Annotated in this window: 21 protein-coding genes; 9 read left to right on the forward strand and 12 right to left on the reverse strand. The window is 35.5% G+C overall.

Translation table 11 applies throughout. The features are described 5' to 3' along the window. Nucleotides 1-26 precede the first annotated feature (26 nt). The 3 genes from BM201_RS02200 (at nt 27) to BM201_RS02210 (ending at nt 4,611) form a co-directional block, all read left to right on the forward strand. Entirely contained in the window at nt 27-2,441 is a 2,415-nt protein-coding gene (locus BM201_RS02200) for an ABC transporter permease (RefSeq protein ID WP_092539755.1), read from the forward strand. Between the two features lie 67 nt (nt 2,442-2,508). Next, nucleotides 2,509-3,180 carry an ABC transporter ATP-binding protein gene (locus tag BM201_RS02205; RefSeq protein ID WP_092539756.1) on the forward strand — a complete coding sequence of 224 codons (672 nt, stop codon included), beginning with the start codon at nt 2,509-2,511 and terminating at the stop codon, nt 3,178-3,180. Between the two features lie 3 nt (nt 3,181-3,183). Then, complete coding sequence (locus BM201_RS02210; RefSeq protein WP_092539757.1) at nt 3,184-4,611, forward strand: TolC family protein; 1,428 nt, start codon at nt 3,184-3,186, stop codon at nt 4,609-4,611. Between the two features lie 390 nt (nt 4,612-5,001). Here BM201_RS02210 and BM201_RS02215 read toward each other — a convergent pair whose 3' ends face one another. Beyond that, nucleotides 5,002-5,289, reverse strand: a complete 288-nt coding sequence (locus BM201_RS02215; RefSeq protein ID WP_092539758.1) for a GIY-YIG nuclease family protein — start codon at nt 5,287-5,289, stop codon at nt 5,002-5,004. 312 nt (nt 5,290-5,601) lie between these two features. Between BM201_RS02215 and BM201_RS02220 the strand changes: the two genes are divergently transcribed. Next, nucleotides 5,602-6,114: a GNAT family N-acetyltransferase gene (locus BM201_RS02220; protein WP_092539759.1), complete on the forward strand. Its 513-nt coding sequence runs from the start codon at nt 5,602-5,604 to the stop codon at nt 6,112-6,114. Between the two features lie 147 nt (nt 6,115-6,261). On the opposite strand, the gene BM201_RS02225 is transcribed toward BM201_RS02220, so the two are convergent. The 4 genes from BM201_RS02225 to BM201_RS02240 all read right to left on the reverse strand — a co-directional run bounded on the left by BM201_RS02225 (nt 6,262) and on the right by BM201_RS02240 (nt 13,616). Further along, on the reverse strand, nt 6,262-8,700 hold the full coding sequence (locus tag BM201_RS02225) for a glycoside hydrolase family 2 TIM barrel-domain containing protein (RefSeq protein WP_092539760.1): 2,439 nt from the start codon (nt 8,698-8,700) through the stop codon (nt 6,262-6,264). A 159-nt stretch (nt 8,701-8,859) separates the two neighbouring features. Continuing rightward, complete coding sequence (locus BM201_RS02230; protein ID WP_092539761.1) at nt 8,860-10,803, reverse strand: glycoside hydrolase family 97 protein; 1,944 nt, start codon at nt 10,801-10,803, stop codon at nt 8,860-8,862. Nucleotides 10,804-10,856: 53 nt separating this feature from the next. After that, a complete protein-coding gene (locus BM201_RS02235; RefSeq protein ID WP_245758552.1) occupies nt 10,857-11,867 on the reverse strand; it encodes a glycoside hydrolase family 43 protein in 1,011 nt (336 codons plus the stop codon). A 129-nt stretch (nt 11,868-11,996) separates the two neighbouring features. Then, nucleotides 11,997-13,616, reverse strand: a complete 1,620-nt coding sequence (locus BM201_RS02240; protein WP_092539763.1) for an aspartate:alanine exchanger family transporter — start codon at nt 13,614-13,616, stop codon at nt 11,997-11,999. A 517-nt stretch (nt 13,617-14,133) separates the two neighbouring features. On the opposite strand from BM201_RS02240, the gene BM201_RS02245 reads away from it, so the two are divergent. From BM201_RS02245 to BM201_RS02255, 3 genes are all read left to right on the forward strand, one after another. Next, nucleotides 14,134-15,339, forward strand: a complete 1,206-nt coding sequence (locus BM201_RS02245; RefSeq protein ID WP_092539764.1) for a site-specific integrase — start codon at nt 14,134-14,136, stop codon at nt 15,337-15,339. 179 nt (nt 15,340-15,518) lie between these two features. Next, on the forward strand, nt 15,519-16,445 hold the full coding sequence (locus tag BM201_RS02250; protein WP_092539765.1) for a DNA methyltransferase: 927 nt from the start codon (nt 15,519-15,521) through the stop codon (nt 16,443-16,445). Then, a complete protein-coding gene (locus BM201_RS02255) occupies nt 16,442-17,578 on the forward strand; it encodes a DNA methyltransferase (RefSeq protein WP_092539766.1) in 1,137 nt (378 codons plus the stop codon). Before BM201_RS02250 ends, BM201_RS02255 begins: the two co-directional genes overlap by 4 nt. On the opposite strand, the gene BM201_RS02260 is transcribed toward BM201_RS02255, so the two are convergent. Both BM201_RS02260 and BM201_RS02265 read right to left on the reverse strand, forming a co-directional pair. After that, nucleotides 17,559-18,746 carry a restriction endonuclease PLD domain-containing protein gene (locus tag BM201_RS02260; protein ID WP_092539767.1) on the reverse strand — a complete coding sequence of 396 codons (1,188 nt, stop codon included), beginning with the start codon at nt 18,744-18,746 and terminating at the stop codon, nt 17,559-17,561. The two genes, BM201_RS02255 and BM201_RS02260, sit on opposite strands and share 20 nt — an antisense overlap. 50 nt (nt 18,747-18,796) lie before the next feature. Beyond that, entirely contained in the window at nt 18,797-19,024 is a 228-nt protein-coding gene (locus BM201_RS02265) for a helix-turn-helix domain-containing protein (RefSeq protein ID WP_092539768.1), read from the reverse strand. Nucleotides 19,025-19,465: 441 nt separating this feature from the next. On the opposite strand from BM201_RS02265, the gene BM201_RS02270 reads away from it, so the two are divergent. Further along, nucleotides 19,466-20,254: an RNA polymerase sigma factor gene (locus BM201_RS02270; RefSeq protein ID WP_092539769.1), complete on the forward strand. Its 789-nt coding sequence runs from the start codon at nt 19,466-19,468 to the stop codon at nt 20,252-20,254. 2 nt (nt 20,255-20,256) lie between these two features. After that, complete coding sequence (locus BM201_RS02275) at nt 20,257-21,354, forward strand: hypothetical protein (RefSeq protein WP_092539770.1); 1,098 nt, start codon at nt 20,257-20,259, stop codon at nt 21,352-21,354. 241 nt (nt 21,355-21,595) lie between these two features. On the opposite strand, the gene BM201_RS02280 is transcribed toward BM201_RS02275, so the two are convergent. The 5 genes from BM201_RS02280 to BM201_RS02300 all read right to left on the reverse strand — a co-directional run bounded on the left by BM201_RS02280 (nt 21,596) and on the right by BM201_RS02300 (nt 25,347). Continuing rightward, complete coding sequence (locus BM201_RS02280) at nt 21,596-22,684, reverse strand: hypothetical protein (protein WP_092539771.1); 1,089 nt, start codon at nt 22,682-22,684, stop codon at nt 21,596-21,598. A gap of 74 nt (nt 22,685-22,758) precedes the next feature. After that, nucleotides 22,759-23,079 carry a DUF6730 family protein gene (locus BM201_RS02285; RefSeq protein WP_092539772.1) on the reverse strand — a complete coding sequence of 107 codons (321 nt, stop codon included), beginning with the start codon at nt 23,077-23,079 and terminating at the stop codon, nt 22,759-22,761. Between the two features lie 12 nt (nt 23,080-23,091). Next, on the reverse strand, nt 23,092-23,961 hold the full coding sequence (locus BM201_RS02290; RefSeq protein WP_092539773.1) for a relaxase/mobilization nuclease domain-containing protein: 870 nt from the start codon (nt 23,959-23,961) through the stop codon (nt 23,092-23,094). Continuing rightward, nucleotides 23,958-24,479: a mobilization protein MbpA gene (mbpA, locus tag BM201_RS18200; RefSeq protein ID WP_245758553.1), complete on the reverse strand. Its 522-nt coding sequence runs from the start codon at nt 24,477-24,479 to the stop codon at nt 23,958-23,960. The genes BM201_RS02290 and mbpA overlap by 4 nt, the downstream gene beginning before the upstream one ends. Continuing rightward, nucleotides 24,454-25,347 carry a toprim domain-containing protein gene (locus BM201_RS02300; protein ID WP_092539774.1) on the reverse strand — a complete coding sequence of 298 codons (894 nt, stop codon included), beginning with the start codon at nt 25,345-25,347 and terminating at the stop codon, nt 24,454-24,456. Before BM201_RS02300 ends, mbpA begins: the two co-directional genes overlap by 26 nt. Nucleotides 25,348-25,384: the final 37 nt, after the last annotated feature.

Consider the following 25,384-nt stretch of genomic DNA (forward strand, 5'->3'; position numbering starts at 1 on the left):
CTATCAATAGCTAGAAAAAAAACATCATGTTTAAAAACTATATCAAAATCGCATGGCGAAATCTCATCAAAGACAAAACCTTTACAGGGCTTAATATTCTTGGATTATCTATCGCTTTTGCTGCAGCGATACTATTAAGTATTGCTTCGATTTACGAACTTTCTTTCGATAATTTTCATGAGAATAAGGACCGTTTATTTATCTCTTATTTTATTTCACAAAACCCAGAGGGCGCAAAAGCAACTATAACGCAGCCGCTCGCCATGGCACCTACTTTAAAAGAAGAAGTTCCTGGTGTTAAATATGCCAGCCGTTATCGCGAAGGCTATAATCTGGTAAAAAAAGGAGAGAAAGAATTATTGCTGGATTTAGTGTTTTTAGACAATGATTATTTTAAAATGTTTTCTTTTCCTATGCTCTACGGAAAGAAAAATGATCCTTTAGAACATCAAAACTCGGTTGTTGTAACGGCAGAAACTGCCAATAAGATCTTTGGAGAAACAAATGTTATCGGAAAAAGCTTCGATATTCAGGTTGGTGGCGAATTAAAACCTTTTGTAGTTACTGCAGTGCTAAAAGACCTGCCAAAAAACACCAATGATGATCTTAGTCTTGCCATTTCGATGGAAAATACTCCCTATTATCAGGAAAATTTAACCGAATGGGGAAATAGAAATCATCACGTGTATGTACAATTAGAAAATGGTGTTGATGTAGCCGATTTTGAAAAAAATGCTCAAAAATTCACCAATCTTCACTTTAAAGGAGATATCGACGATGCCCAGCGTGATGGCGCACAACCTAATGCTGAAGGAAACTATAAAAAACTAAAATTAATGTCGATCACAGATTGGCATTTTGTAAAACTTAAAGATCATCTTTTTGAAGTTTCCAGAAGTTACCCTTACCTGATCTTTGGAATAGGAATGCTAATTATCCTAATTGCCAGTGTAAACTTTATTAATATGAGCGTTGCCCGAAGCACAAAACGCCTTAAAGAAATTGGAATGCGTAAAACGCTGGGCGCTGCAAAGAGTCAGCTTTTTATTCAATTTTGGGCAGAAAGCGTGTTCATTTTTCTTTCTTCAGCAATTATAGGTTTATTGATAAGTCTGTTGATCGCCGATCCTTTTCAGTCGCTATTTAGAATTCCGGCTGAATTCAGTAGCATTATAAATCCGTCGATGATTCTTGGCTTTCTACTTATCCTGGCGGTAATCACATTAATCGCCGGTGGATATCCCGCCTTGTTACTTTCTAAATTAAAAACCATTCAGTCTTTAAAAGGAAAACTGGATATGAGTGGTAAAAATAGATTGCGAAACGTGCTTATGGTTTTTCAGTTTAGCATCGCTATTCTTCTGGTTACGGGAACTTTAGTATTGTGGCAGCAATTACATTTTATGCAGAATAAAAATCTGGGCTTCAACAAAGAACAGGTGATCGCATTTCCGTTAAACGGTAAAAAATCGGCCAGAGAATCTTTAAAATTACTGCGGAATGAACTTCAGGATAATCCAAATATCCTAAACATTAGTGGTGCCGATAATATTTTAGGAATCGATGCCACGGGTTCTCGTTTTGAAAGCCAAATGGGATTTGAATATCAGGGCAGAAACATCAATACTAACGTACTTGCGGTAGATTACGATTACATTAAAACCTTAGATCTTAAACTGAAAGAAGGACGCGATTTTAACCGAAGTTTTGCCACAGATAGTCTTAGCATTATCATAAACGAGAAGATGGCGAAACTGCTTCAGGAAGAAGAGCCTTTAAATAAAATAATCCCAATTGAAGGTAGCCGAAATTATAAGATTATCGGGGTGCTTAAAGATTATAACTTTCAGGATCTAAATAGAGAAATTGCGCCACTTACCATTTCTGTAGACCCAAACTGGGATCTTTATTATGCTTATCTAAAAGTTGCTCCAAATACGGCTTCGCAAAGTTATGATGCGATAGAGAAAGCCTGGGCGAATATCGAACCTAATGCCGAATTTGCCGCGTCTTTCCTGGATGAAAATATAGACCGAACCTTTAGAAATGAAAAACGACTAACCAGCATGATCACCAGCGGATCGATAATCGCTATCGTTCTTAGTTGTATTGGGCTTTTTGCTATGTCAATCTTAGTGGTTACCCAACGAACAAAAGAAATTGGTGTTCGAAAAATTGTTGGTGCAGGAGTAACCAATATCACCTTGCTATTAACCAAAGATTTTTTAATCCTGGTAGGAATTGCGTTTGTGATCGCAACACCTATTGCCTGGTATTTTACCAACGAATGGTTACAAAATTATGTGTTTAGAATTGAACTAAGCGTCTGGTTCTTTATCGCTTCTGGAATATTATCGCTCTTAATTGCTGTGGCCACCATAAGCTTTAGAACAGTAAAAGCTGCGTTGCAAAATCCGGTAAAATCACTAAGAACTGAGTAAAACCTATCCCTCACAGGTTTCAAAAACCTGTGAGGTTTAAAATATAATTTTCAAAAAAAATAAAAACATGTTATTAGAACTAGACCACATTTACAAATGGGTAACCACCGGTGGAAGAAGAACATTTCTGCTAAATGACTTAAGTCTTAAGGTTGAAGAAGGCGAATTTATTTCTATCATGGGGCCTTCGGGTTCGGGGAAATCTACATTGCTGAATGTGATTGGAATGTTAGACGGATTTCAGGAAGGTGAATACAAATTTCTGGACGAGACCATTCATAATATGAAGGAAAAACATCGTTCAAAATTATACAAAGAATACATCGGTTTTGTTTTTCAGCAATATCACCTTATTGACGAGCTTACCGTTTACGAAAACATCGAAACTCCGCTACTCTACAAAAAAGTAAAATCTGCTGAACGTAAAGCGCTGGTTGGCGATATGCTGGATCGCTTTAATATTGTTGGTAAAAAAGACCTTTTTCCTAACCAGTTAAGTGGTGGGCAACAACAATTGGTAGGGATCGCAAGAGCGCTAATTTCTAAACCAAAATTAATCCTTGCAGACGAGCCTACCGGAAACCTCAACTCGAAACAAAGTGACGAGATCATGCAACTTTTTAAACAATTAAACGAAGAAGACGGTGTAACCATCATCCAGGCTACACATTCTGAAAGTAACGCAGCCTATGCCTCTAAAACCATCAATCTTTTAGACGGTAGCATCACAAAATCTTAAAAAATGAACTTAAAATCATCAATCTTAATACTCATCATCCTTTGCCCTTTTTTAAGTCGATCTCAGCAGGATTCCGTCGTATTAAATCTGGATCAATGCATCACATTGGCCTTAAAAAATAATCCTGATCTAAAATCACGAAAATTGAATTCAGAATCGGCCAATATTAATTTTAAACAAAGTCGGAATGAATTTTTACCAACGTTAAACGGAAGTATTTCTGGCGGAATTACCAACGGGCGAAGTATCGATCCCTATTCTAACGATGTGATCGAGCAGCAACTAAATTACTCGAACGCCGGTCTTAGTCTTAGCGCCACAGTTTTTGACGGATTTCGATTACTGAATCAATTAAAAAGGGATAAGCTGAATATCAAAGCTGCTGAAGCTGAAGTTCAGGAAGCCAGACAAAACCTGATTTTGGATGTTACTATGGCTTATATGGGGATTTTAAATGCTGAAGATCTATTGGAACTTTCAAAAATAAGGCGTTTAAATACCCAAAGACAGCTTGATAGATTACAGAATTTGCATGAAGAAGGAAATGCCAATCCGGCCGAATTTAATAATATTAAAGGTCAGTTTTCTGCAGATGAAAACAGCGTGATCGATGCTGAAAATAACTTAAAACAATCTGTTTCTCAGCTATCGCTTTTGCTCAATATCGATTATAAAGTTTTTCCTGAAGCCTATCATTCTCTTGAAGTTTATGAAAAATACAACTTAAGCGCTGCTCATGTTTTTAAAGAAGCTGTAGAAAATCTAGCCACTTTTAAAGCTCGAAAATTACGAATTGAAGCCGCCGAAAAACAGGTTAAAATTGCACGAGCCAATTATTATCCACAAGTGGGATTATTTGCGCAGCTAAACACTAATTATTCGAGTACCGCACGAACTTTTACTGAAAATGGCAGCCAAATTGTAGAAACCGGAAGCTATATTCAGTATAATGGACAATCTTTACCAGTACTGGCAAGCCAGATTCAGTATGCTACTGCAGATATTTCTTTTTTAGATCAGTTTTCTAACAACCTGAATACGGGCGTTGGAGTTTCAATGAACATTCCTATTTTTAATGGATTCCGTGCTAAAAACAATGTGGCTCTTCAAAAAATAAATCTAAAACAATCCAAAATCGACCTGGAGAGTACGAAAAATCAGTTTAGACAACGTATTATTCAGGTTCATGCCGATATGGAAACCGCTTACCAGCAATGGCGAAATTTAGAAGAACAGGTAGAGGCTTATCAGGAAAGTTTCAGGATCAATGAGATTCGCTATAATGCCGGCGCTTCGACCATCGTAGATTATATCGTAAGTAAAAACAGTTTAGATCAATCCAGGATTAACCTGGCGAACGCAAAATTTCAGTATCTACTAAGAGTTAAAGTGATGGAATATTACCGCGGAAATATGGATGTAGGAAGTTAGATTTCAGTGGGCGGTCTCAATGGGCAGTGGGCAGTTGGCAGTCTCAGGATTAGTGAATTTTTCTTTAAAAAATATCATTTCGACCCTGCCAGCCGGCAGGCGGGTGTAGCGAAGCGGAATAAAGAAATCTCACTTACAATAAAAACTACGCATTAGATCTCTCCACGTTGGTCGAGATGACTAAACAAAGTATACTCGAAAAAATTGTCATTTCGAACGAAACGCAGTGTAGTTGAGAAATCTTAAAAAAAATGAACATTCCTAAGAGATCTCTCCGCGCTGGTCGAGATGACAAAATACATTTACTCGAAAAAAATTGTCATTTCGACTGAAGCGCAGCGGAACGGAGAAATCTACTCCGAAAATACCATAGAAATGATATTAATAATTTTATAAGCTCAAAAATTCTAAATTAGGATTTTTAAGCCTAATTAGATTTTCCTTTTTAGCCCTGCTCCACTTTTTAAGTTGTTTTTCTCTCGCAATTGCTTGATCGACATTTTGAAAAACTTCAAAATAAATAAGATTGTAACAGTTATACTTTCCTGCAAAAGACCTTTTCTCCTTGATACTATCTTCATAATGTTGAGATAGCCTTTTGTTTAGATTATTTGTTACCCCAATATAAAACGTAAGTTTAGAAGAATTGCATGTTATGTATGTATAATACTCATTCATAATTAAATATAGCTATTTAATATTTTAAAAACCGATTGTCATTTCGACTGAAGCGCAGCGAATGGAGAAATCTTACTTACATGAAACTCTCAATATGAGATCTCTTCACTGCGGTCGAGATGACAAAACCTTCATATCAAGCCCAAGAACAAAATTGTCATTTCGAGCGAAATGTAGTGTAGTCGAGAAATCTCAACCAAAATAAGCATTCACAAAAAGATCTCTCCACTTCGCCTGCCTGCCGGCGAGGCAGGGTCGAGATGACAATAAGAAATTTTCCATACTTTTCGAGTTCAAAAGAAGGATTCTAAAATGCAACTAGAAACAAACCGACTCAAGGTTGTAAGTTTTGAAGCTGAATTATTTATGCCGCTTTATCAGCTCTTTTGCGAGAATGAAACGGTCATGAAATTGGCTTTTAAAGGAAGAAAGCTCACTAAAAAAGAGTTTTTGGAGGTTTTAAGCAATGATTTTATTCTGAATGATGAAGAACAGATTGGTTTTGTATGTGTTTTGGATAAAAATACAGGCGATTTTATAGGTTTTACAGGCTTAATTCCGTGTGATTTTCTTGGCGACGAAAATGATATGGAATTTGGATTTATTTTGCACCAAAACCATTGGGGAAAAGGTTTTGCTACTGAAATTGGACAATTTTGGATCGATTTTGCTAAAAATAAGCTTCAAAAACATCGAATTTTGGCAGCTGCCAGTCCGCACAACCACGCATCGATCAATGCTATTAAAAAACTGGGATTAACGGAAATAAAAGAAATTACAACTAAAGATCGAGGTTCCAGACTGGTATTTTCGAAAGATTTTTAAATTTAAATGCTACTCAAAATTGTCGAATTTCGGCATTAGTTTTATATAAACTGGATGAGATTCTGTGTCAAATACGGAATGGCAATATAGATCGTCAGTTATTAAAAAAAACATCAATCCCGAGCTATCGGGATCGATGTTTTTCTCTTATTTTTCAGTTTCAATTTTTATTGTTTCTCCTTTCAGGTTTTCGCTGCTTACTTTCAGTTTAATATTTCCGGCTTCCATTCCAGATTTTAGGATGATCATTGCTTTTCCGTAGAATAAATCGACTTTATCATCCTGAAGTGGCTCAAAAGACTGTGGATCGCCATTTCCGGCGCCGGCCAGTTCCCCTTCTCCGCTGACTTCAATTTGTAAACTTTGATTGGCTAAAGGATCTAAATTTCCGTTTTTATCAAAAGCTTCTACCAACACATAAGAAAGGTCCATTCCGTTCGCTTTTATCGTTTTTCGATCTGCTGAAAGTTTGATTTTGGTCGCTTCAGAAGTTGTTTTTATAGTTTTTTCGCCTAATTTCTCTCCCTGTTTATAAGCAACCACTTTTACTTCTCCCGGTTGATAAACCACATCTTTCCACATTAAACGAAAACGCTCTGTGGAGTTTTTAGAAGATGGCGACTTACATTGTTTTCCCTGAGATTCACCATTGATAAAAAGTTCAGCACAATCGCCATTGGTATACACAAAAACCGGAACATTTTCGCCCTCTTTTCCTTTCCAGTTCCAATGCGGTAAAATATGAATCGTTTTTTCTTTGGGCTTCCAGTAGCTTTTATACAAATAATAGCGATCTTTTGGAATCCCCACAATATCCACGATCCCAAAATATGAACTTCGTGCAGCTTCTTTATCGCTCATTCCCATCGCTTTTACATTCTTATTAGTGTAGGGCGTTGGCTCGCCTAAATAATCAAAACCCGTCCAAACAAATTCACCCGCGATATAAGGCTCGTCCTGCTGCCACATAAAATCATCGTCGCCAATTTCTGCCCAATTTGGTGCATGAAAATCGTAAGAACTCACCTGAAGCGATTTGGTAAAATCTGTTTTCTTTTCGGGTAACGGAAATTCATAAAATCCGCGTGTACTTACGGTAGAAGCAGATTCTGAAATAATGACCGATTTATTGGGTTCCATTTGGCGAGCCAGGCGATAACGCCTGCCGTAGTTCCAGCTATGTACATCGTAAAAATCGAAATGTCGTAAAGCCGCATTATCCAACACATCGTTTACCATCGTTACCGGGCGGGCATGATCGTATTTTCGCACGTAATTCAGCATAGTGTGCAAACGCTTAAACCCGTTATTATAATTGGCTTGCACATCGTGCATCTCGTTACCAACGCTCCAAATAAATACGGAAGGATGATTTCGATCTCGCATTACGAAATTGCGAATATTTCGTTCAGCGAAACTTTCGAAATTAGTGGTGTCAACAATATCGGCTTTGCGATCGTATTTATCAAAAACCTCATTAAACATCAAAATCCCCATTTTATCGCACAATTCTAAAACCTCTGGAGCGGCCGTATTATGACTACTTCTAATGGCATTAACTCCCATAGATTTCATAATTTCTAACTGGCGTTCCATCGCTCTTGGATAAAATGCAGCACCAAGCGGACCATGACCGTGATGTAAATTCACGCCTTTTAGCTGCACTCTTCTTCCGTTTAATTGAAAACCATTATCTGGCGTAAATTCAATGCTTCTAATCCCAAAAGTAGTTTCAGAAACATCAATGATTTTTTCATCTACACTAACTTCTGTAGTTGCTTTATATAAATGCGGATGCTCAATATCCCAACGCATAGGATCGATTAGTTGTGCATTTACTTCAAAATAATTTTCTTCCCCGGCACGTAGATCGTGAGAAATACTTTTGTTGGAAACCTCATTGCCTTCCGGATTTAAAATATGCTGAGTAACTGTGATCTCTTTTGCTTCGGAAGTTTCATTTTTTACCAGACTGGAAATTCGAACATCAGCATAATTTGGTTTTATAATTGGCGTGGTCACCTGTGTGCCCCAGATCTTTGTATGGATTGGCGCCATAGAAATTAAACTGACTTTTCTGTAAATTCCTGCGCCGGGATACCATCTGCTATCGTGCTTTCGAGTATCTACATGAACGGCAAGCACATTTTTAGCATTTTCAGAATAATCAAGTTTATCGGTAATATCAAGATAAAACGAATTGTAGCCATAATCCCATTGTCCGGCAAGCTCTCCGTTAACATAAACTTTCGGGAAGGCCATCACTCCATCGAACATCAAGAAAACCTTATTTCCTTTTTTTATTGCTGAAAGGTCTAAATCCCGGCGATACCAGGCTTGCCCTTTCCAAGGTAATTTCCCGGTGTCTCCATCGCCATCTTTTATAAAATCTTCTGCAATTGCCCAGTCGTGAGGAATGCTTACATTTTCCCAATCTGAAGTATTTGCTGAAATTTCTTTGGCTCCTGAAGGATCACCTTTTATAAATTTCCAGTTATTTTGAAAAATTTCAGCAGTACGTTGTTGGGCTAGCAAACCCTGAAAAAGTAAGGCGAAAATTAGAAAAGCAGTGATCTTTGATTTCATTGATGATGGTTTTAGAAGTTTCGGACTTCTAATTTAATGTAAAATTTACAGTTATTATTATAGGCCACTATTTTAATATCCAAAAAGCTGTCTGATAGGTCGAAAAACAAAAACCTCCCAAAAATTGAGAGGTTTTTTTATATAATTTCGGCTTATATTTTAATATAAAACAGCTCCCCCTTCAGGAAGTAATTCTATTTTTAAAGTACCGTTATTTTTAATTTTAGCGGTTTTATAGCCTGCTGTTTTATCCTTATTATCATAAAGATGTTTTAGCTCTTTTCCTGCGAGCATTGGCAGCTCTAATTCTATTTTTTGCTTCTCTTTAGTTGCATTGGTTACGGCAACATACCATTGGTCTCCTTTTCTACGCGCCAGCGCACAATAATCTTCTGGAGTTCCACCAATATAAATAGTTTCGTCCCAAACGCTAGGCACTTCTTTAATAAAATCGAGTACATGATCTGGTTGTTCTTCAAGGTTATTTGGCGTTAAACCAAAATGCTGAATTGGTGAAAAGTATAATATAGAAGTCGCCAGCTCGAAAGCATCTGTAGTGCTTCTAATGGTTCCACCTTTTTGGTCTCTAGACATTTTCTGGTTTAAGAAAACAGGTGCAAAATCCATCGCTCCAACGGCATTTCTTGTAAAAGGTAATATTGTTGAATTTAGCGCATGTTTATCTAAAGCATCCTGACGAAAGATCAAGTTCTCTGAAGCTAAAACAGCTTCTGAAGTTACATAGTTTGGATACATTTTTTGCCAGCCTCTTGGGATAGTACATCCATGAAAGGTGATTCCAAGACCATAATCGTTAGCTTCAGTTAAAATATCTTCATACAACTTCATGGTGGTTTGTTTATCCCCACCAAAGAAATCGACTTTTAAACCTTTAACGCCAATTTTTTGTAACCATTCCATTTCTTTTTTTCTGGCTGCACTAGTATTCATTTTGTCCTGTGGAGTTTGCGGAGCCTCGTTCCAATATCCATTAGAATTGTACCAAAGTAAAACATCTACATCCTTAGATTGCGCATATTTTACCAACTCTTCCATTCGCTTGTAACCAATATTATTATCCCACCAGTTATCAATCAACACATATTCGAAACCTAAAGCAGAGGCCATATCGATATATTTTACCTGATCGTCATAATTAATACTGTTGTCCTGCCAAACGATCCAGCTCCATGTAGCACGTCCCATTTGATAATCGACACTAGGCTCATATTTTTGTTCCACAAGATCGAATGCAACGGTTGATTCTACGATTGGTTTTAAACTTTTTCCAAGCGTTATGGTTCGCCATGGTGTTTTAGCTGGCATCGCCATTGCTGCAAAAGTATCGCCAATACCATTATTTTCTCCTTCCTGCGGAAATTGCACAGTAAACCTACCATCTGCAGTAGATTCACTTAAGCGACTTCCCGGGTAACCACTGTCTACTCCTGTTTCAGAAATTAAAATCCATCCATTTTCACCTAATTTGAAGAGTGCAGGAAAGGTATAACCTTCGCCATAAGTTGATGGTTCGCCTAGCTTTCCGTTTAAAGTATATTCTTCCTCATAAGATGGTTTGGTTTCACTCCACCCCGTCATTGGTAAGGCCTGCGGAGTTATATAAGTGGTTGCATAATCTGGCAAATTAAAACCTGAAGCTTCCTCGAAAATCTTTACGTTGGATCGCCCTACTTTCGATTTTAACTTATAGGAATATGCCGCGTCTCGATTAGAAAGTCTGAAATATACGAACAGCGTATCTTCATTCTCGTTTACGAATTTCGAAACTAACTCATTCGCCTTATAATCTACATGGCTAACTTTAGCTCGATTAAGATCATAAGAGTTTTCGATGGTATTTTCTTCCGAAGAAATAAATTTTAGGTTAGCTGAAAAATCACCCAGTGAGGTCTTTAAGCCTAATGGTGAATCTTCTAAAAATTGCTCTTCAGAATAACGAATATCATATGATATTTTTCCATCATTTTCATGAAGTTGTAAATGTATTTTTTCATTTGGACTTTTAAGTTCTGCAATCTGTGCATTTATCAGGTTTGCAAAAATTAAGCAGCCTATAGAGAGAACGAGTTTTACTGATTTCATTTTTTAATTATAATTAGTTGATAAGCTTATTGTCAAATTTACTATAATCGTGGCTAGTTTTTTAAATATACATAAATTTTATCTTCACGATCGTCTACTTCTAACAAATTAGGAATTCTAATATAGTTCCCATTAGGCCCTACCCGATGGCTGTGTAATGCCATTAGCAGCTTCCCTTCAAAGGTTTTAAACATCATACCGTGACCAAAATTAGGCGGAGTAATAGGTTCTTTTTCCTGAATCCAAGGGCCGTCTAAAGTTCCACTTTCAGAATATGCCACTCCCTGAACATAATCGCCAAATACCCAGCTTGTCCAAAGCATTCCTAATTTACCGGTTTGCGTTTCAAACAAAAAAGGGCCATCGGTTACTTTATTAGGTTTTATTTCTCCATCTTCTGTACGCTCTTTACTCCACGGTGATTCGCTGGATTTGAATAATAGCTCTCCCTCTCCTATAGAGCCGCTTAGATCTGGTTTAAGCTGAATTTTTTCGACCGTACCGTTCCAGTTTTGTAACCATTCATAGCAATAAATCATGTAAGGTTTATCATCTCTATCTACCCAAAACGTACCATCTAGAGTTGGTTTATCTGCCGGTAAATAAGTCTCATCTTCCATTGGTTTATAAGGCCCATCTGGAGCATCACTTACCAAAATATGGCTGGCTCGTCTTTCGATCTTATTGCCTTTAACGGTATCGATAATTACATCACGATTTGTAAATGTGGCGAAGTAATAATATTTGCCCTTATATTGATGAATTTCAGCTGCCCAGATCATTGGTCTTTTTCCCATCCATGAATTTGGGTCTGTTTCTACAATCGTAAAAGGCCCTTCCCAAAGTTTAAGATCTTTACTTTTCCAAAGTTTACCTCCCGTACCCGTCATATAATACATTTTGGAGGTTTTATCTGCCAAAATATATGGATCGCTAAGCCGAATGGAATCTAAAGGGATGTTAGTTTTGATTTCTGAATAATGTTGAGCGGAGACTTGTAAGTGAATCAGAAATAATAAAAACATAAATGAAGTTTGAGTAATCCTTCTAATTTCTGCACTCATTTTGTATAATTTTTATGTTACGTGAATGGCTTATGCGCAATTAAGAATACGATTAATTCCAGAGTCATCATAAGTCGAGAACCAATAGATTCATTTAATGAATTTCGGAAAATTACTTCAATCTAAAGCTTACAAGCTTCCTAAAATTTGTGCACAGATTATTATCATAACTAAAGCAAAAGGATAAACTGTAGCGTAAGCAACCTGGGGACCTTCTGTACTGGTCATAGAATCTACAGCAGTAAGGCCAGGTGTACTTGTCATTCCGCCAGTTAAGGCTCCTAAAAGCGAAAGGAAATTAACCTTAAAGATTAACCTGCCAATAATAACTACAATGATCATAGGCACTAAAGTGATTATTGCACCTATACCGAAAAGATTAAGCCCATATTCGTTAATTGTAGGTGCAATTTTACTTCCCGCAGCTAATCCTACAGGAGTTAGAAAAAGCAATAAACCAAATTGCCTCAAAATTTGATTTCCTACTACGGGCAAATTCCAAATGATTGGGCCGGTTTTACCAATCCTACTTAAAACAAGAGCAGCAATTAAAACACCTCCTGTAATTCCTAAAGAAAAAGAACTACCACCAGGAAGCGGAATTTCTATAGCCCCCAAAAGTAAGCCAACCACACAACCCAAAGCTACAGGTAAGAAACTTGTGGTTTCTACTTCTTTCATACTGTCTCCCAAAATATGGGAAAGAGCAGCCACATTTCCCTTACTAGAAGAAATCAATAATCGGTCTCCATATCTCAGTTTTAAAGTTGGCCTTGCAGATAGATCTATTCCTGCTCTTCGAACTCTGGTTACCGTTGCTTTAAAATTTCGTTTTACGTTTAATTCTTTAAGTGATTTATTTACCACGTTACGTCTTGAAACTACATACCATTTCACTTCCATTAAACCACTGGCGGGTATTTCGACTTCCGTAGAATGCCCAAGTAAAACCTCAACTCTTTTTAAAGCTTCTTCAGTTCCAACAGCTTTTACCACATCACCTTTATGCAAAATAGCTTCAGCAGTAGGAGCAACAGACATAGTATTTGGGCTCATAATTCTTGAAATATTGGCTTTGGTCATCATCCTAATATCAAGATCTTTAATCGTACGCCCTTCAATATTATCATTTGTAATTTCAAAATTCCTGTTAGTGACTTCTGGAATCTTACTTTGCGCTTCCCGAATGTAATTTTCTTCCTCTTTGGAAATCTTAGCTCCAAAAAGCTTTGGGGATAGCTTTACAAATAGAATAACTCCAATTACACCAAAAGGATACGCAATACCATAACCAATAGATGCTAGTGGAGAATTAGATGCTTCGATAGCTGCTGCAAGACCAGGCGTACTGGTGAGCGCTCCTGTTAAAAGTCCTACCGAAATTTTATAATCTACATCAAATCCAACTGATAATAATGCAGTAGTAATCGTACCAATTACCACACTTAATACTGCCAGGATAATTAGTTTCGCACCTTGAGTTTTAAATACTTCAAAGAAAGACGGTCCTGCCTGCATACCAATGGTAAAAATAAAAAGCAACAGACCTATTTTCTGAATAATTTCCGGAAGTTCAAACTCTACTCCCTGAATGTTGAGCCAGTAGCCGTAAAAAATAGCTACAAAAATTACTGCTGAAGAATCAAAGGATACCCCTTTAATTTTAATTCCGCCTAAAAAAATACCAATACCGATAATAATGAAAAGTGCGATATAATCTGTACCTAAAAAATCTAACAAAAATTCCATAATTGGATGATTTAATTGACTTTCTACTCTAGTTGAAGATTGGGATAAATCGAGTATAAAGATACATGAGAATTAAAGTGAGGAAACTGATGATTGTCATGTTTTTAAGAAATTATGGAGATAAATTTTCGGGTATTAAATAGGCTAAGAGAAATCCCTATCCAAGAAAATTGGAAAAATAATTATTTAACTGACTTAGATAAAGTTTGAAATAAAAATGAATAATCAAGCTTCAGTATATGATAGCATACATGAGTAGTGAAGTATATTATGCTTTCTAAAAAATAAAAGCTTCTCAAAATTGAGAAGCTTTTATGTGGTCCCACATGGGCTCGAACCATGGACCCCTTGATTATGAGAAATGAAAAATTCAACTTCAATAAATTTCATTTAGTTTCATTTAATTGACTTTCAATGTTTTAACTTTATTTATTTTTTCATAAACTATCTTTAATTTACCTTTATTGAACAATTTGTTGTACCTATGTTGTACCCGTTATATGTTTGATTAAGAATTATGGCTTCATTAAAAACTGTCCTACGCAAGAAAAAATTGAGCAATGGAAAATACCCTATTGCATTGAGAGTTACTAAAGATAGAAAATCAAAATTTTTTAGAACTCCATTCGAAGTTAATCTGAATGAGTGGGATTCTAAGCTAGGTAGATTTAGTAAAAAGCACAGTCAACAAGTCAAATCAAATAGATTACTCGGAAAGATTGAAGACAGAGCCTTATCCGTAATTTCCGAATTAGAGATGAATCAGGATTTTTATACTCTAAATGATTTCGAAAATAAATTTAGAATTGAATCTAATCCAGAAGCTTCAAATATTTTTCCATTTTGGGATGAACTGATTGATGAAATGAAAATGGCTGGAAGAATGGGAAATGCAGACGTATATCACCATACTAAAAATTCAGTTCAGAAATTCGCAAAGAATAAGCCTATTCATTTTAAAGAGGTCACTCCTACTTTTTTAGATAAATATGAAGTTTATCTCAGAAATAAAGGAGGAACTGGCGGGGGAATTGGAGTTAAAATGCGTGCCATTAGAGCGATTTTCAATGTTGCTATTAAGCGAAATATAATAGATGAAAAAATTTATCCATTCAAGCACTACAAAATTTCTAAACTAAAAGGAAAGTCCATAAAAAAAGCGCTCAAAATCGAAGAGATACATCGACTTCAGAATCTTAATTTAAATGAAAAGCCACATTTAGTGAATAGTAGAAATTATTTCATTTTTAGTTTTTATACCAGAGGAATGAATTTTGCCGATATGATGAAATTAAGGTGGGATAATATCTACAGCGATAGAATACATTATACACGATCAAAGACAAAAGGAAACTTTATCATAAAAATCTTACCGCCTGTACAACTAATATTGAATTATTACAAGGGCAAAAACCATCCATACGTCTTCCCTATAATTCTTCATGAAAACCTAACTCCTAGTCAATTAAACAATAGAAAAAGAAAAACGCTCAAAAAATTTAATAAGGATTTGAAAGAATTAGGAGAACTTGCAAAAATTGATAAGCCTATAACAAGCTATGTAGCCAGGCATAGCTTTGCAAATTGCTTAAAGCAAAAAGGTGCCGGTACAGATATTATTAGCGAATCCTTAGGGCACCAAGATGTTAAAACTACAAAAGCATATTTAAAAGAATTGGATACGGCAATCTTGGATGAAGCAAGTAAGTTATTGCTTCAATAAGTTAAAGCCTAGAGATATAATAACTAAATATTTAACCCTCAGTTTATATATTCAAAAAATCACTATTGACTATTTTTTTAGTTTAAAGTTTCTTTACTTAAATAAAACTATGTTTTTAATAATAATATAGTTGTTTCTAAGTTTAGTTTTTATTTTTACTCGAAATTTTAGCGCGAAGAATGAATCAGAAAGTCAGTTTTAAATGTACCAAATGTGGCAAACCTTCTTATTCCTATGAAGGTACAGAAAGAGCAAAAAGTAATATTTGCAAAGACTGTTATGGCAAAAGGAAGGATAAAAGAGAAAATAAGCTGAATAATCTAAGTGGAAAAGAATGGGCCGCTTTAAGTAAAAGTGTGGAGAAGTATGAGGGACGTAAACCAGATAAACAAAAACAACATGGAGCAAGTTTTCCTTTATCGCTAGCTGAACAACAAATTTTAATATATTCTAAAAAGGATCAGGTAATCTTAGATCCATTTTTAGGAGTGGGAACTACAATAGATGCTGCTGCTAATTTAGGTAGGAAATCAGTTGGTATAGAAGTAGATTCTAATTTCGCAGATTTAGCTTCTCAAGATATAATCGACCCGAATAATCATAAAGTTATATGTGATGATTGTCGAAACATGACAAAACATCTTAAAAAGGAAAGCATTGATTTTATTTTAACAAGTCCACCTTATGCTAACCTTCTACAAACTATAAAAGGTGATTTTGGATATAAATGGAGAGAACATTCTGAAATTAAAGCGATCAGTAATCCAACCCCATATTCAGAAAGCAACCGAGATCTAGGAAATTTACCTTATGATGAATTTATGAATCAATTGGAAGATATCATGAATAAAAGTTTTGAGGTATTAAAAAAAAATAGCTATGCTGTTTGGGTCGTAAAGGATTACAGGGATTTAAAAAGAAAAGTGCCTTATGTCAATTTTCATGGAGATGTTATAAAAGCTGCGGAAAATGCTGGATTTACTCTATGGGATATTAGAATTTACGACCAAACTCAATTCAGACCTCTCGTAGTTTTAGGGTATCCCTCCAGAAATTATTATTTAAATATTGGTCATTCTTACATTATATCTTTTAAAAAAATATGAATCAAACCAAGCTCAATTTAGAAAAAAAACCTTTTTCTATTAATTTAGAAAATTATAAAAGAAATAACTATTCAACACATGGTTTTCATCCTTACCCTGCAAAATTCATTCCTCAAATAGCAAAAGAACTTATTTTACAATATTCCAATGAAAATGATTGGATTCTTGATCCTTTTTGTGGTTCAGGTACTACCCTAGTAGAGTCAAAATTGAATCAAAGAAATGCAATTGGTGTCGATATTAACCCTCTATCTTCATTAATATCAAAGGTAAAATCTACTAAAATTGATGAAAGTGATTTTTCTAAAATTGAAGATTTCAAAGAAAAAGTCCTATTTGATATAAATAATAAAAATTATTATAAATACCCACATTTTCACAACATTAATCATTGGTTCAAAGATTTTATTCAAAAAGAAATCTCTATAGTTTTACATCATTTGAATTCCATTGATGAATCAGATGTGCGAGACCTATTATCGGTAGCTTTATCTTCTATTATTGTAAAAGTGTCTAATCAAGATAGCGACACTAGATATACAGCCATTGAAAAAAAATTATATCAAGGTATAGTTTTTAAAGAGTTGGATCGTGCCCTGAATAAAATGTCATTAAAGCTAAATGAGTTTAATCAAGAAGCATCAAATAAAATAGTCAAAGTATTTAATGATGATTCTCGTAAAATTTCATCATTTGTAAATAATAAAATAGACACTGTAATTACCTCTCCTCCTTATGTAAATAGTTATGACTATTATTTATATCATAAACATAGGATGAATTGGTTAAATCTTGATTATAAAAAAGCTCAGTCTGGAGAATTTGGTTCAAGAAATAAACATAGTGATAATAATGCAGGTATTGATGAATACGAACTAGCACTGGAGACAATTATATCTGAAATAAGAAAAGTTCAAAAGAACAAGGGCTATTTTTGTATGGTCATTGGAGATGGAATTATAAAAGGTGAATTAATTAAGGCAAATAAAATATCGGATAATTTGATGGAAAAATCTGGATATACAAAGGTTCAAGAATTAGCTTTTGATCAAAGAAAATACACTAGAACATTCACCCCAAATATCAAAACGAAATTTAAAAATTCTTATATTCTTATTTATCAGGCTGTATAAAGTTATATCTGCCATTTTTCAAAAGTTCTTTAGCTTCTACAGATTCATATTTTAAATGTTTTACTATAAAATGTATATCTTCAGATGTTGAACGATAGAAAACTAATAAATCCTTAGCATTTAATGTGCTATGTATATTTCGATTTAGCAATGTGAATCTAAGCTCTTTATTTTTACGGGGGTGTTCTGGGCTGGGTACATAATATATTGATCTAACTCCATTTAAAACCTGATTGTAATTTTCACTTTGAAAATGAACATCAAATTTCACCTCTCTTTGGGAAGCTCCATTTGGTTTACGTTGAACCGTAGAGAAAGTAGGAAAAATATCTAAAAACTTAATAGGAATGATCATCTGTCCTGGAGAACTCGTCAAACTAACATCATTTTTCACTAATTGTTTATAGAAAGCGAGCTTTGAAGTATCTATTTGAGAAATTTTATTATCATAAGTTTGTTCTGGACTTGAAACCTTTGAAGTCTTACTTCTAAACTCCTTCGGTAAGGGCTGAATTTTTCGAGGAGGAAAGATAGATTGATCACTATCCTTAGTCTTTATTTTTGAATTTCTATTTTCTTTATATCTATTTCGAATTTCTTTTTCTGTAGGAATTTTACCTTTTTCTAATAGTTTCTCTAGTAGCTCTTCGGTTATTAACTCGAGATTTTGATCTTGGTACTTAAAAATTGGATCAAAGTAGTTATATATCGAATCTATAAATTTTAAATCAGCTTTATGACTTAAATCCAATTCAATTGATGAAGAAGCCTCAATACTTTGAACTAAACCAGTTTGAGTCATATTATTTGAACCTATGATAATATGACTTTTCTCCTTCCCTTCAAACATGTAAATTTTAGGATGAAATATCACAGAAGAATTACTTTGAAAATGATAAATATATGATTTTACATTCCATGAAAGTATTTCTTTTAAAGCTTCATATGTAGTAATATCATCTATTCCTACTATGATTTGAAAATCAATTATGTTATCTTTTGCCTTAAGAATATATGGAGTTAAGGATGAAACTCCAGATCTTGTTGCAAATGCAACTAAACATTTAAATGAGGTAAAATGACTAGTTAATAAAAGTTTTTTAATTTCATGAAAAACTGAAGTGTTTTTGTTAAGATTATAACCTTGACCAATAAATTCTACTTTCATCGTTTACTATTTAACTTTTAATGACCTCATTTATGGGTTTTATAATTGCCTTATAATCCATTCTCTGGCCAAAAATCTTTTGGTGAACATTCTAGTATTATTGCTATCTGATTTAAATGGTTAAGATTATACTTGGCTCTTCGTGTACTAGATTCTACATGAGAAATAAAACTATCGCTTAAACCTAACTTTTGGGATAGTGCTATTTGGGAAAAACCTTTTTCTTTTCGCTTCTCCTTTACCTTATCTATTATGTAAGCCTCTATTTCACTAACCATAATCGAATTTTCGACTATACAATTAGAAGCTTATTTATAATTTTAACAAAGGTACAAGTACCATTATTTTACTTTTTTATTATATTTGAGCATCACTAAGCATTACTGTTAGCATTTACATAGAAGCTATTGTAAATAGAAATTCTAAAGCATTACTATTTTCGGAGAGAAAGAGAGTTGATCCATGCATTAAATAACCAAACCTATAAGAAGAAACAAACCAGCGTTTATTGAATGAGCCGTTTAGGCTAGGCTTGAAGCCAGAAAGCCTTCCCTCAAGTTTGACAGCTGGTGGGGAAGGCTTATGGCTTGATCAACTAATTAAAGACAAACAAAACCACAGCAAAATTATGAAAATTATAGACCATACCGAGAGACTTGCATTTTTTATAGATACAGTACTTACTCGAAAATCCGATCCAACATTAAAAACTGTTGGTTATGGAACGTGATTTCAAACTCTTAAAACAAGGACATCCTGACGCTATGGAGTTTATTTATGCCAGGCACAGTCGGCATATCTTCTTTATTGGTAGACAACTCATTCAAGATGTATTTGTTGTAGAAACGATCATGCAGGATGCTTTTCTAAAACTATGGATGCTTCGTGATACCATAGAGCGACCCGAACACGTGTTCTTTTTTCTACGTCATGTAGTAAAGAGGGAATGTACATTCTATTACTGCCGTCCAAAAAATAAATTCTATCGTTCGATCAACCGCTTAGAATTTTATGAAAACTATCAGGATTATATGCACGGCTTTGATCCTGAAGCCGAAGAAGATCAACATCTTTTGGATCAAAAGTCAGAGCAGGAGTATTATGATCGCATTCAAAAAGTATTGCCTTTTATAGAACCGAAGCGGAAACAATTAATAGAACTTTGTTTAAAATATGATTTTAAATATGCGATTATTTCCAAACTAATGGGCATAAGCGTTAAACATGCCAGTAACGAAGTTTACCTGGCCATCGATGATCTAAAGCAAATTATTCATCGAGGAAGTAAACTAAATCAGCCGATTCAGTCAACATCCAATACCGAAAAGGAATCTCTGGAAATGACCAATGAACAGGCGAAGGTGTTAAAATTGCGATGTGATAAAAAGCATTCCTTTTCAAAAATTGCTGAAGAGCTACAACTTCCGCAGAAGGAAGTCCACCGTCAGTTTATGATAGCCTATAAATTGATGCAGCAGAAACATGAAGAACAATTACAAACCGCTTAGTTATGGGTACATCAACAACGAAACTTACTCGAAAAATCCAATTACTAGTTGATCTTCCTACCCAGGAAGAACGCAAGGAAGCTTTGAGTAAATTATATGACTGGCAATATAATTGTTACCGGGCATCAAATCTTATCGTTTCTCATTTATATATCCAGGAAATGGCGCAGGAATTCCTTTACTTCTCGGAAGGGGTTCGATATAAGCTGCTGGATGAAAAGAAATCAGAAAACGGCATATTTAACCGCTCTCGTATTAATACCACCTATCGTTTAGTTTCCGATCGTTTTAAAGGCGAGATGCCCACCAATATCCTAACCCATCTGAATAGTACGCTGCTCAGTTCATTTCGACAAAACCGGGATGCTTATTGGAGAGGAGAGCGATCTGTAAAAAACTTTAAAAGAGATATGGCTTTTCCCTTTAGTTTTGAAGGAGTATGTGGTTTAAGATACGATGAAGAGAAACATATTTTTCGGTTCCGCTTCTTTTCCATACCAATGGTGTTCTATTTAGGAAAAGACTATCACGAAACGCGCAAACTCTTACACCGATTAATGGAAGGAAAGCTCAAACTTCGCACATCCCATTTAAAGTTGGAAAAGCATAAGATTTTTATGCATGCGGTTTTTGAGTTCGAAAAGGAAAAACACAAGCTACAACCAGATAAGATAGCGGAAGCCTCCCTTTCGATTGAATATCCGATCATTGTCAAGATCGGAAGAGCAAAGCTGGCTATTGGCTCTAAAGAAGAGTTTTTACATCGACGATTAGCGATTCAGTCGGCAAGAAAGCGAGTAGAAGCAGGAGTAAACTATGCAAAATCAGGCAAAGGGCGAAAGCGCAAAACAAAAGCATTAGAACGATTTAAAAATGCAGAATACAATTATGTACAAAATCGCTTACATGTCTATAGTAGGAAGCTCATAGATTTCTGTATAAAACATCAGGCCGGTACGCTTGTTTTGATGAACCAAGAAGAAAAAATAAAAATAGCCAAAGAGGAAGCATTTTTATTTCGGAATTGGAGCTATTACGATCTTACGATGAAAATAAAATATAAGGCAGAGAAAGCCGGAATTGAACTTATTATTGATTGATTTGAATTAGTAGAGGGTGGCTGTACACCCGTAAGGTGAGGTTATTAGATAGCAATCACTAAGTGCTTCGGCATCTACAGTGCGTGTGCATTTTTTATTAAAATTAGTTGATAACGAACAGTATAAAAATGGAGATACAAAATTCATAGTTTCAAATAGAGGGTAGTTGTATACCCATAAGGTGAGGTTAACTTTTTTAAACACTCACTAAGTGCCCAGGCATATACAAAGGCGGAGCTACTTATTTTTGATCGAGAAATCGATTGGGATTTACATCTTCAAAAAGTTCATCTTCTATTGATACTGTAGGATCCAGCCAATCTATTTTTCGTTTAGCAAAATCAATAAAATCTTGTTGATCGGAGGTCAGCGTATCTATATTAGCAAGCTTATTTTCATATTCCTTTACAAAAACTCGTAACCTCTGAACAAATTCCCATCGATTAGATTGTTTAATGAACTCCTCAAAACGCTCAACTTCATGATCACGTTTTTCCCTAAAAAGCTTTTCCTGTTTTTCTTTTTCCTCCTGAGCTTTACTCCATTCCAGATGTTGTAGGTGTTCCGCATATTCTTTTTCGGACCAATTTTGTAAAATTTGAAGAATACGTGGCAGTCGTTCTTCAAGTGTAATGGTTTTAGTATCGTGAAAAACACGCTCTGAACTATACCGATGTTTAAAATGAATGAGCAAAAATCCAGTAGGAATTAGATCCGTTTGCCCCTCCCATGAAGGTTTCTCCCTTGGAACCCGTTTATATTTCTCACGGATGGACATTTCAAATTCTAGCCCTTTCATGATTAAAAAACAACTATAGTAATTGAATTTAAAATTATACCCCAGGGCTTTCAATTCTAGAACTAAGGTATTTAGCAATCGAAGTGCTCTAGATTCCTGAGTTTTATTTACAGAACAAGAAATTGTTCCATGGTCATTGCGTTCCATATATGCGTGTATGGTTCTAGGTGGCTTATTCCCATTCTCAAGGTAGGTTTTTGTAGCAGCCACGATAGGATCTAATTTCTTCGGTAGCTTCTTTGGCACCTTAAGCTTTTCGAGAAGTTTATTCTTATCAAGCTTAGGTAAATTTGGAGCTATTCTAATTTCAGCTTTATGATTACCTATTAAAGGCTTCTGATTAGTTGGCTTAGCATATTTAAGTTTCATCCAGTATCCATTAGGAGGAAGCGGAATATTTTGAGTTTTACAGGTTTCTCTTAATTTCGAATACGAGATATCATATTCTTTGGCAATTTTAGTAAGTGGCTTATTCCAAACTTTATCATACAATTCCTTCCGGGAACATTGCAAACCAGCTTTTTCTTCCATTTTTTTAAAATGAAAACTAAGTACCAACTTTAAAATAAGGATGTCTTTAAAATAAAATTATGGTTAAATCATCTTCACGGAATGACCTTAAACATTTTAAGTATAAAATAAGTTATAACTATAATATTCAAGCTCAAAGACACAAAAAATACAATAAGCGCCCATTTCGGATAGATCTTCGCCTCTTTGATGGTATCGGATAATTCCGTAGAAATCCGTTCATATTCGTTCTTTTCAAAATCCATGGTATCTTCCAGACTTGAAAGTCGTCGTATCAGGTCTTCGGTATCCAGGTGGATCCCTTGGGAATGAATTTCTTCCAGTCGTTTCATATGCTGTTCAAAGCTTGCCAGCTCGGAGCATAACAATTCCGATAGTTCATCAATTTTTGCCATAATTATAGAGGTTTAGTATCCGATATCCATGCCTTTGGATATGGACTTTTTAATAACTTTTTTTGCGATTTCTTTCAATAGTTTTAAGCTGATTTGCACCGGTTCCGGGCTTTTCGCCAGGCTAATCGCTCTATTGAGTTCTTTGAATTTCTCGAGACCATGTTCCCGTGCCATTTGCTTTCCGATATTGGACATACTCATGGAGCGATGCACGGCACTGCCTTTGAGGCTATGCCCATCAAATTCAAACCGAAAGCCCTGTAGTTTTTGTTGCTTATTGATAAATGGAATCGCTTTTACTCCATTGGTTTCCATCCCGCGCATATAAGCTTTATAAGTTTCCGGTTTAAACTGTTTCATGGTCAGCTCATGTCGGCGTTTGATTTCCAAACGGATATCGGTAAGATTGATCTCTCGTATGAGCTGTACCTCACGAACGGTGGTCAGTTGATGTTCATGAGCTACGCGCTCGACAGCATGCTGACTACGTTTACCAATAAAATTATCCTTATAGGCGCGACCATCAAAATCAATTCGGTTCACATAAAGATGTACATGTTTATGCTCTTTATCCTGATGCACAAAAGCAATCGCCTGTCGCTCGCCCAGTTTCATCTCCCGCATAAAATCTTTGGTCAGTTCTCCGAGTTTACGCTGATCCAGTGTCCGCCCATCTTCAATGGTAGGACTCAGGACAAACGACAGCGTATTGCGTTCACAATGCTCATTCAGCTTTTGGATCTGTTCAAACTCCCGGCTAATTTCCTGCGGAGAATCTCCTACTATATTTTGAGCGTAGACAATTTCGGCCTCTTTCTCCTGGTTCCATCCATACTTCATGGAAGCCTGGGTATGACTAATAGATTTTCCTTTACCAATCATAGGTCCAGTTTTTTAAGATGTTGCTTCATGGCCTCAGCCAACTTATAAACTTCAGCCGATAATCTCGGATCCCTTTTTCGGAACATATTCCCGATCGACTTAAAGTTGTTATGGAATTTCACAAGGTCCTTGTAGATAGCAATATGATCATCGCGCATCCGCTCATTAATGGGCAAATCCATGGCTGATTTCCGACAAAATTCACTAAGGTTGAGTCCCGATCTTTTGGCCTTAATGTTCAGTAGTTTTTTCTGGTACAGCGTACACCTGAATTTGATTAAGGAGGTCTTCCCCTTAAACCTCTCTTTTTTTTCATTGCGACCATGGGGAGCAATCAAGATTGTGTCCACAGACACACATCTTGAATTAGGATCTATATTAGAATTTTCCGTTTGATGGGAACCCGTGTCCCCATCATTGGAAATCCTCGTTTTGCCTTCCCTTTTTTTTAGCTTTTCAAAGCTTAAGGAATAGGAGGATTTCTTTTCACTTTCAAAGGGTATTTTCTCGTTGAACATGGCAAAGTTTTTCGTTAAGATCTTTATGTGGATAAAAGCGATATCTCAGGTCGATGGCCTGAGCAAAATGTTCTAGTAAATACGAAGTCATATGATCTCCAGCAGCATCATGATCCAGGAATAAAAAGATCGGATCAGGATAGCCTTCAAAACCTTTGATGATTTCCTGAATAAAGGATAGGGAGTTGAGTATGATATGATCACGGGTAAAAAATAGCTCAGGATCCAATAACGCTAAAGACAGGTAATCAAATAATCCTTCGGTAATGATCAGACCATTTCCATTCTGTTGAAAATAACTATAGGATTTAGGAGAACTTGAAGCCTTATAAAAAGCATTCCGAAGCTCATAACCTCCTCGTCTATTTTGGAGACCAATGGCATAATACGGTTTTCCATATAATTCAAAATGTACTTCACTGGTCAATCCTCGAATCAGTTCTCTGGGGATCCCCCGTTTTTTAGCATAGCGGAGTAATTGAATGTTTGAGAGTTCCTGAACACAAAGTATATTAATTCCCTCCTTTTTCTTTTTAGAAATCTGCTTATGAAAAGACAAAGAAGGGTTTTTTAAATCTGAAATTGTTAGCTGCTGATCATTGGCCAGAAATTGTAAAGCTTCAGCAATGGAACATTGTTTTAATGCAATAATCAGGTCCAGGCAATTTCCACCTTTTCCCAATCCGAAGTCGTACCATCTGTTTTTATGATAAGAGACATGGAAAGAGGCCTGTGTTTCTGACCGCAGGGGACTCAGAAACCAGGCTTCTTTCACCGTTGTTTTGCTGGGATAATGACCTAATTTAGCGAGTACGTGTACGATGTCTAAATTACGAGCATGTTCACAGCATATTTTCTTTGTTTTCATAAGCGTTCTATTTTCTGGATTTTTTTGATGAATTGAT

The sequence above is a fragment of the Zunongwangia mangrovi genome (assembly GCF_900112105.1).
Taxonomy (GTDB): domain Bacteria; phylum Bacteroidota; class Bacteroidia; order Flavobacteriales; family Flavobacteriaceae; genus Zunongwangia; species Zunongwangia mangrovi.

Bases quoted from the DNA above. Each gene is read 5' to 3' on its own strand.
- BM201_RS02200 (WP_092539755.1), top strand. From the start codon at position 27: ATGTTTAAAAACTATATCAAAATCGCATGGCGAAATCTCATCAAAGAC.
- BM201_RS02205 (WP_092539756.1), top strand. From the start codon at position 2,509: ATGTTATTAGAACTAGACCACATTTACAAATGGGTAACCACCGGTGGA.
- BM201_RS02210 (WP_092539757.1), top strand. From the start codon at position 3,184: ATGAACTTAAAATCATCAATCTTAATACTCATCATCCTTTGCCCTTTT.
- BM201_RS02215 (WP_092539758.1), bottom strand. From the start codon at position 5,289: ATGAATGAGTATTATACATACATAACATGCAATTCTTCTAAACTTACG.
- BM201_RS02220 (WP_092539759.1), top strand. From the start codon at position 5,602: ATGCAACTAGAAACAAACCGACTCAAGGTTGTAAGTTTTGAAGCTGAA.
- BM201_RS02225 (WP_092539760.1), bottom strand. From the start codon at position 8,700: ATGAAATCAAAGATCACTGCTTTTCTAATTTTCGCCTTACTTTTTCAG.
- BM201_RS02230 (WP_092539761.1), bottom strand. From the start codon at position 10,803: ATGAAATCAGTAAAACTCGTTCTCTCTATAGGCTGCTTAATTTTTGCA.
- BM201_RS02235 (WP_245758552.1), bottom strand. From the start codon at position 11,867: ATGAGTGCAGAAATTAGAAGGATTACTCAAACTTCATTTATGTTTTTA.
- BM201_RS02240 (WP_092539763.1), bottom strand. From the start codon at position 13,616: ATGGAATTTTTGTTAGATTTTTTAGGTACAGATTATATCGCACTTTTC.
- BM201_RS02245 (WP_092539764.1), top strand. From the start codon at position 14,134: ATGGCTTCATTAAAAACTGTCCTACGCAAGAAAAAATTGAGCAATGGA.
- BM201_RS02250 (WP_092539765.1), top strand. From the start codon at position 15,519: ATGAATCAGAAAGTCAGTTTTAAATGTACCAAATGTGGCAAACCTTCT.
- BM201_RS02255 (WP_092539766.1), top strand. From the start codon at position 16,442: ATGAATCAAACCAAGCTCAATTTAGAAAAAAAACCTTTTTCTATTAAT.
- BM201_RS02260 (WP_092539767.1), bottom strand. From the start codon at position 18,746: ATGAAAGTAGAATTTATTGGTCAAGGTTATAATCTTAACAAAAACACT.
- BM201_RS02265 (WP_092539768.1), bottom strand. From the start codon at position 19,024: ATGGTTAGTGAAATAGAGGCTTACATAATAGATAAGGTAAAGGAGAAG.
- BM201_RS02270 (WP_092539769.1), top strand. From the start codon at position 19,466: ATGGAACGTGATTTCAAACTCTTAAAACAAGGACATCCTGACGCTATG.
- BM201_RS02275 (WP_092539770.1), top strand. From the start codon at position 20,257: ATGGGTACATCAACAACGAAACTTACTCGAAAAATCCAATTACTAGTT.
- BM201_RS02280 (WP_092539771.1), bottom strand. From the start codon at position 22,684: ATGGAAGAAAAAGCTGGTTTGCAATGTTCCCGGAAGGAATTGTATGAT.
- BM201_RS02285 (WP_092539772.1), bottom strand. From the start codon at position 23,079: ATGGCAAAAATTGATGAACTATCGGAATTGTTATGCTCCGAGCTGGCA.
- BM201_RS02290 (WP_092539773.1), bottom strand. From the start codon at position 23,961: ATGATTGGTAAAGGAAAATCTATTAGTCATACCCAGGCTTCCATGAAG.
- mbpA (WP_245758553.1), bottom strand. From the start codon at position 24,479: ATGTTCAACGAGAAAATACCCTTTGAAAGTGAAAAGAAATCCTCCTAT.
- BM201_RS02300 (WP_092539774.1), bottom strand. From the start codon at position 25,347: ATGAAAACAAAGAAAATATGCTGTGAACATGCTCGTAATTTAGACATC.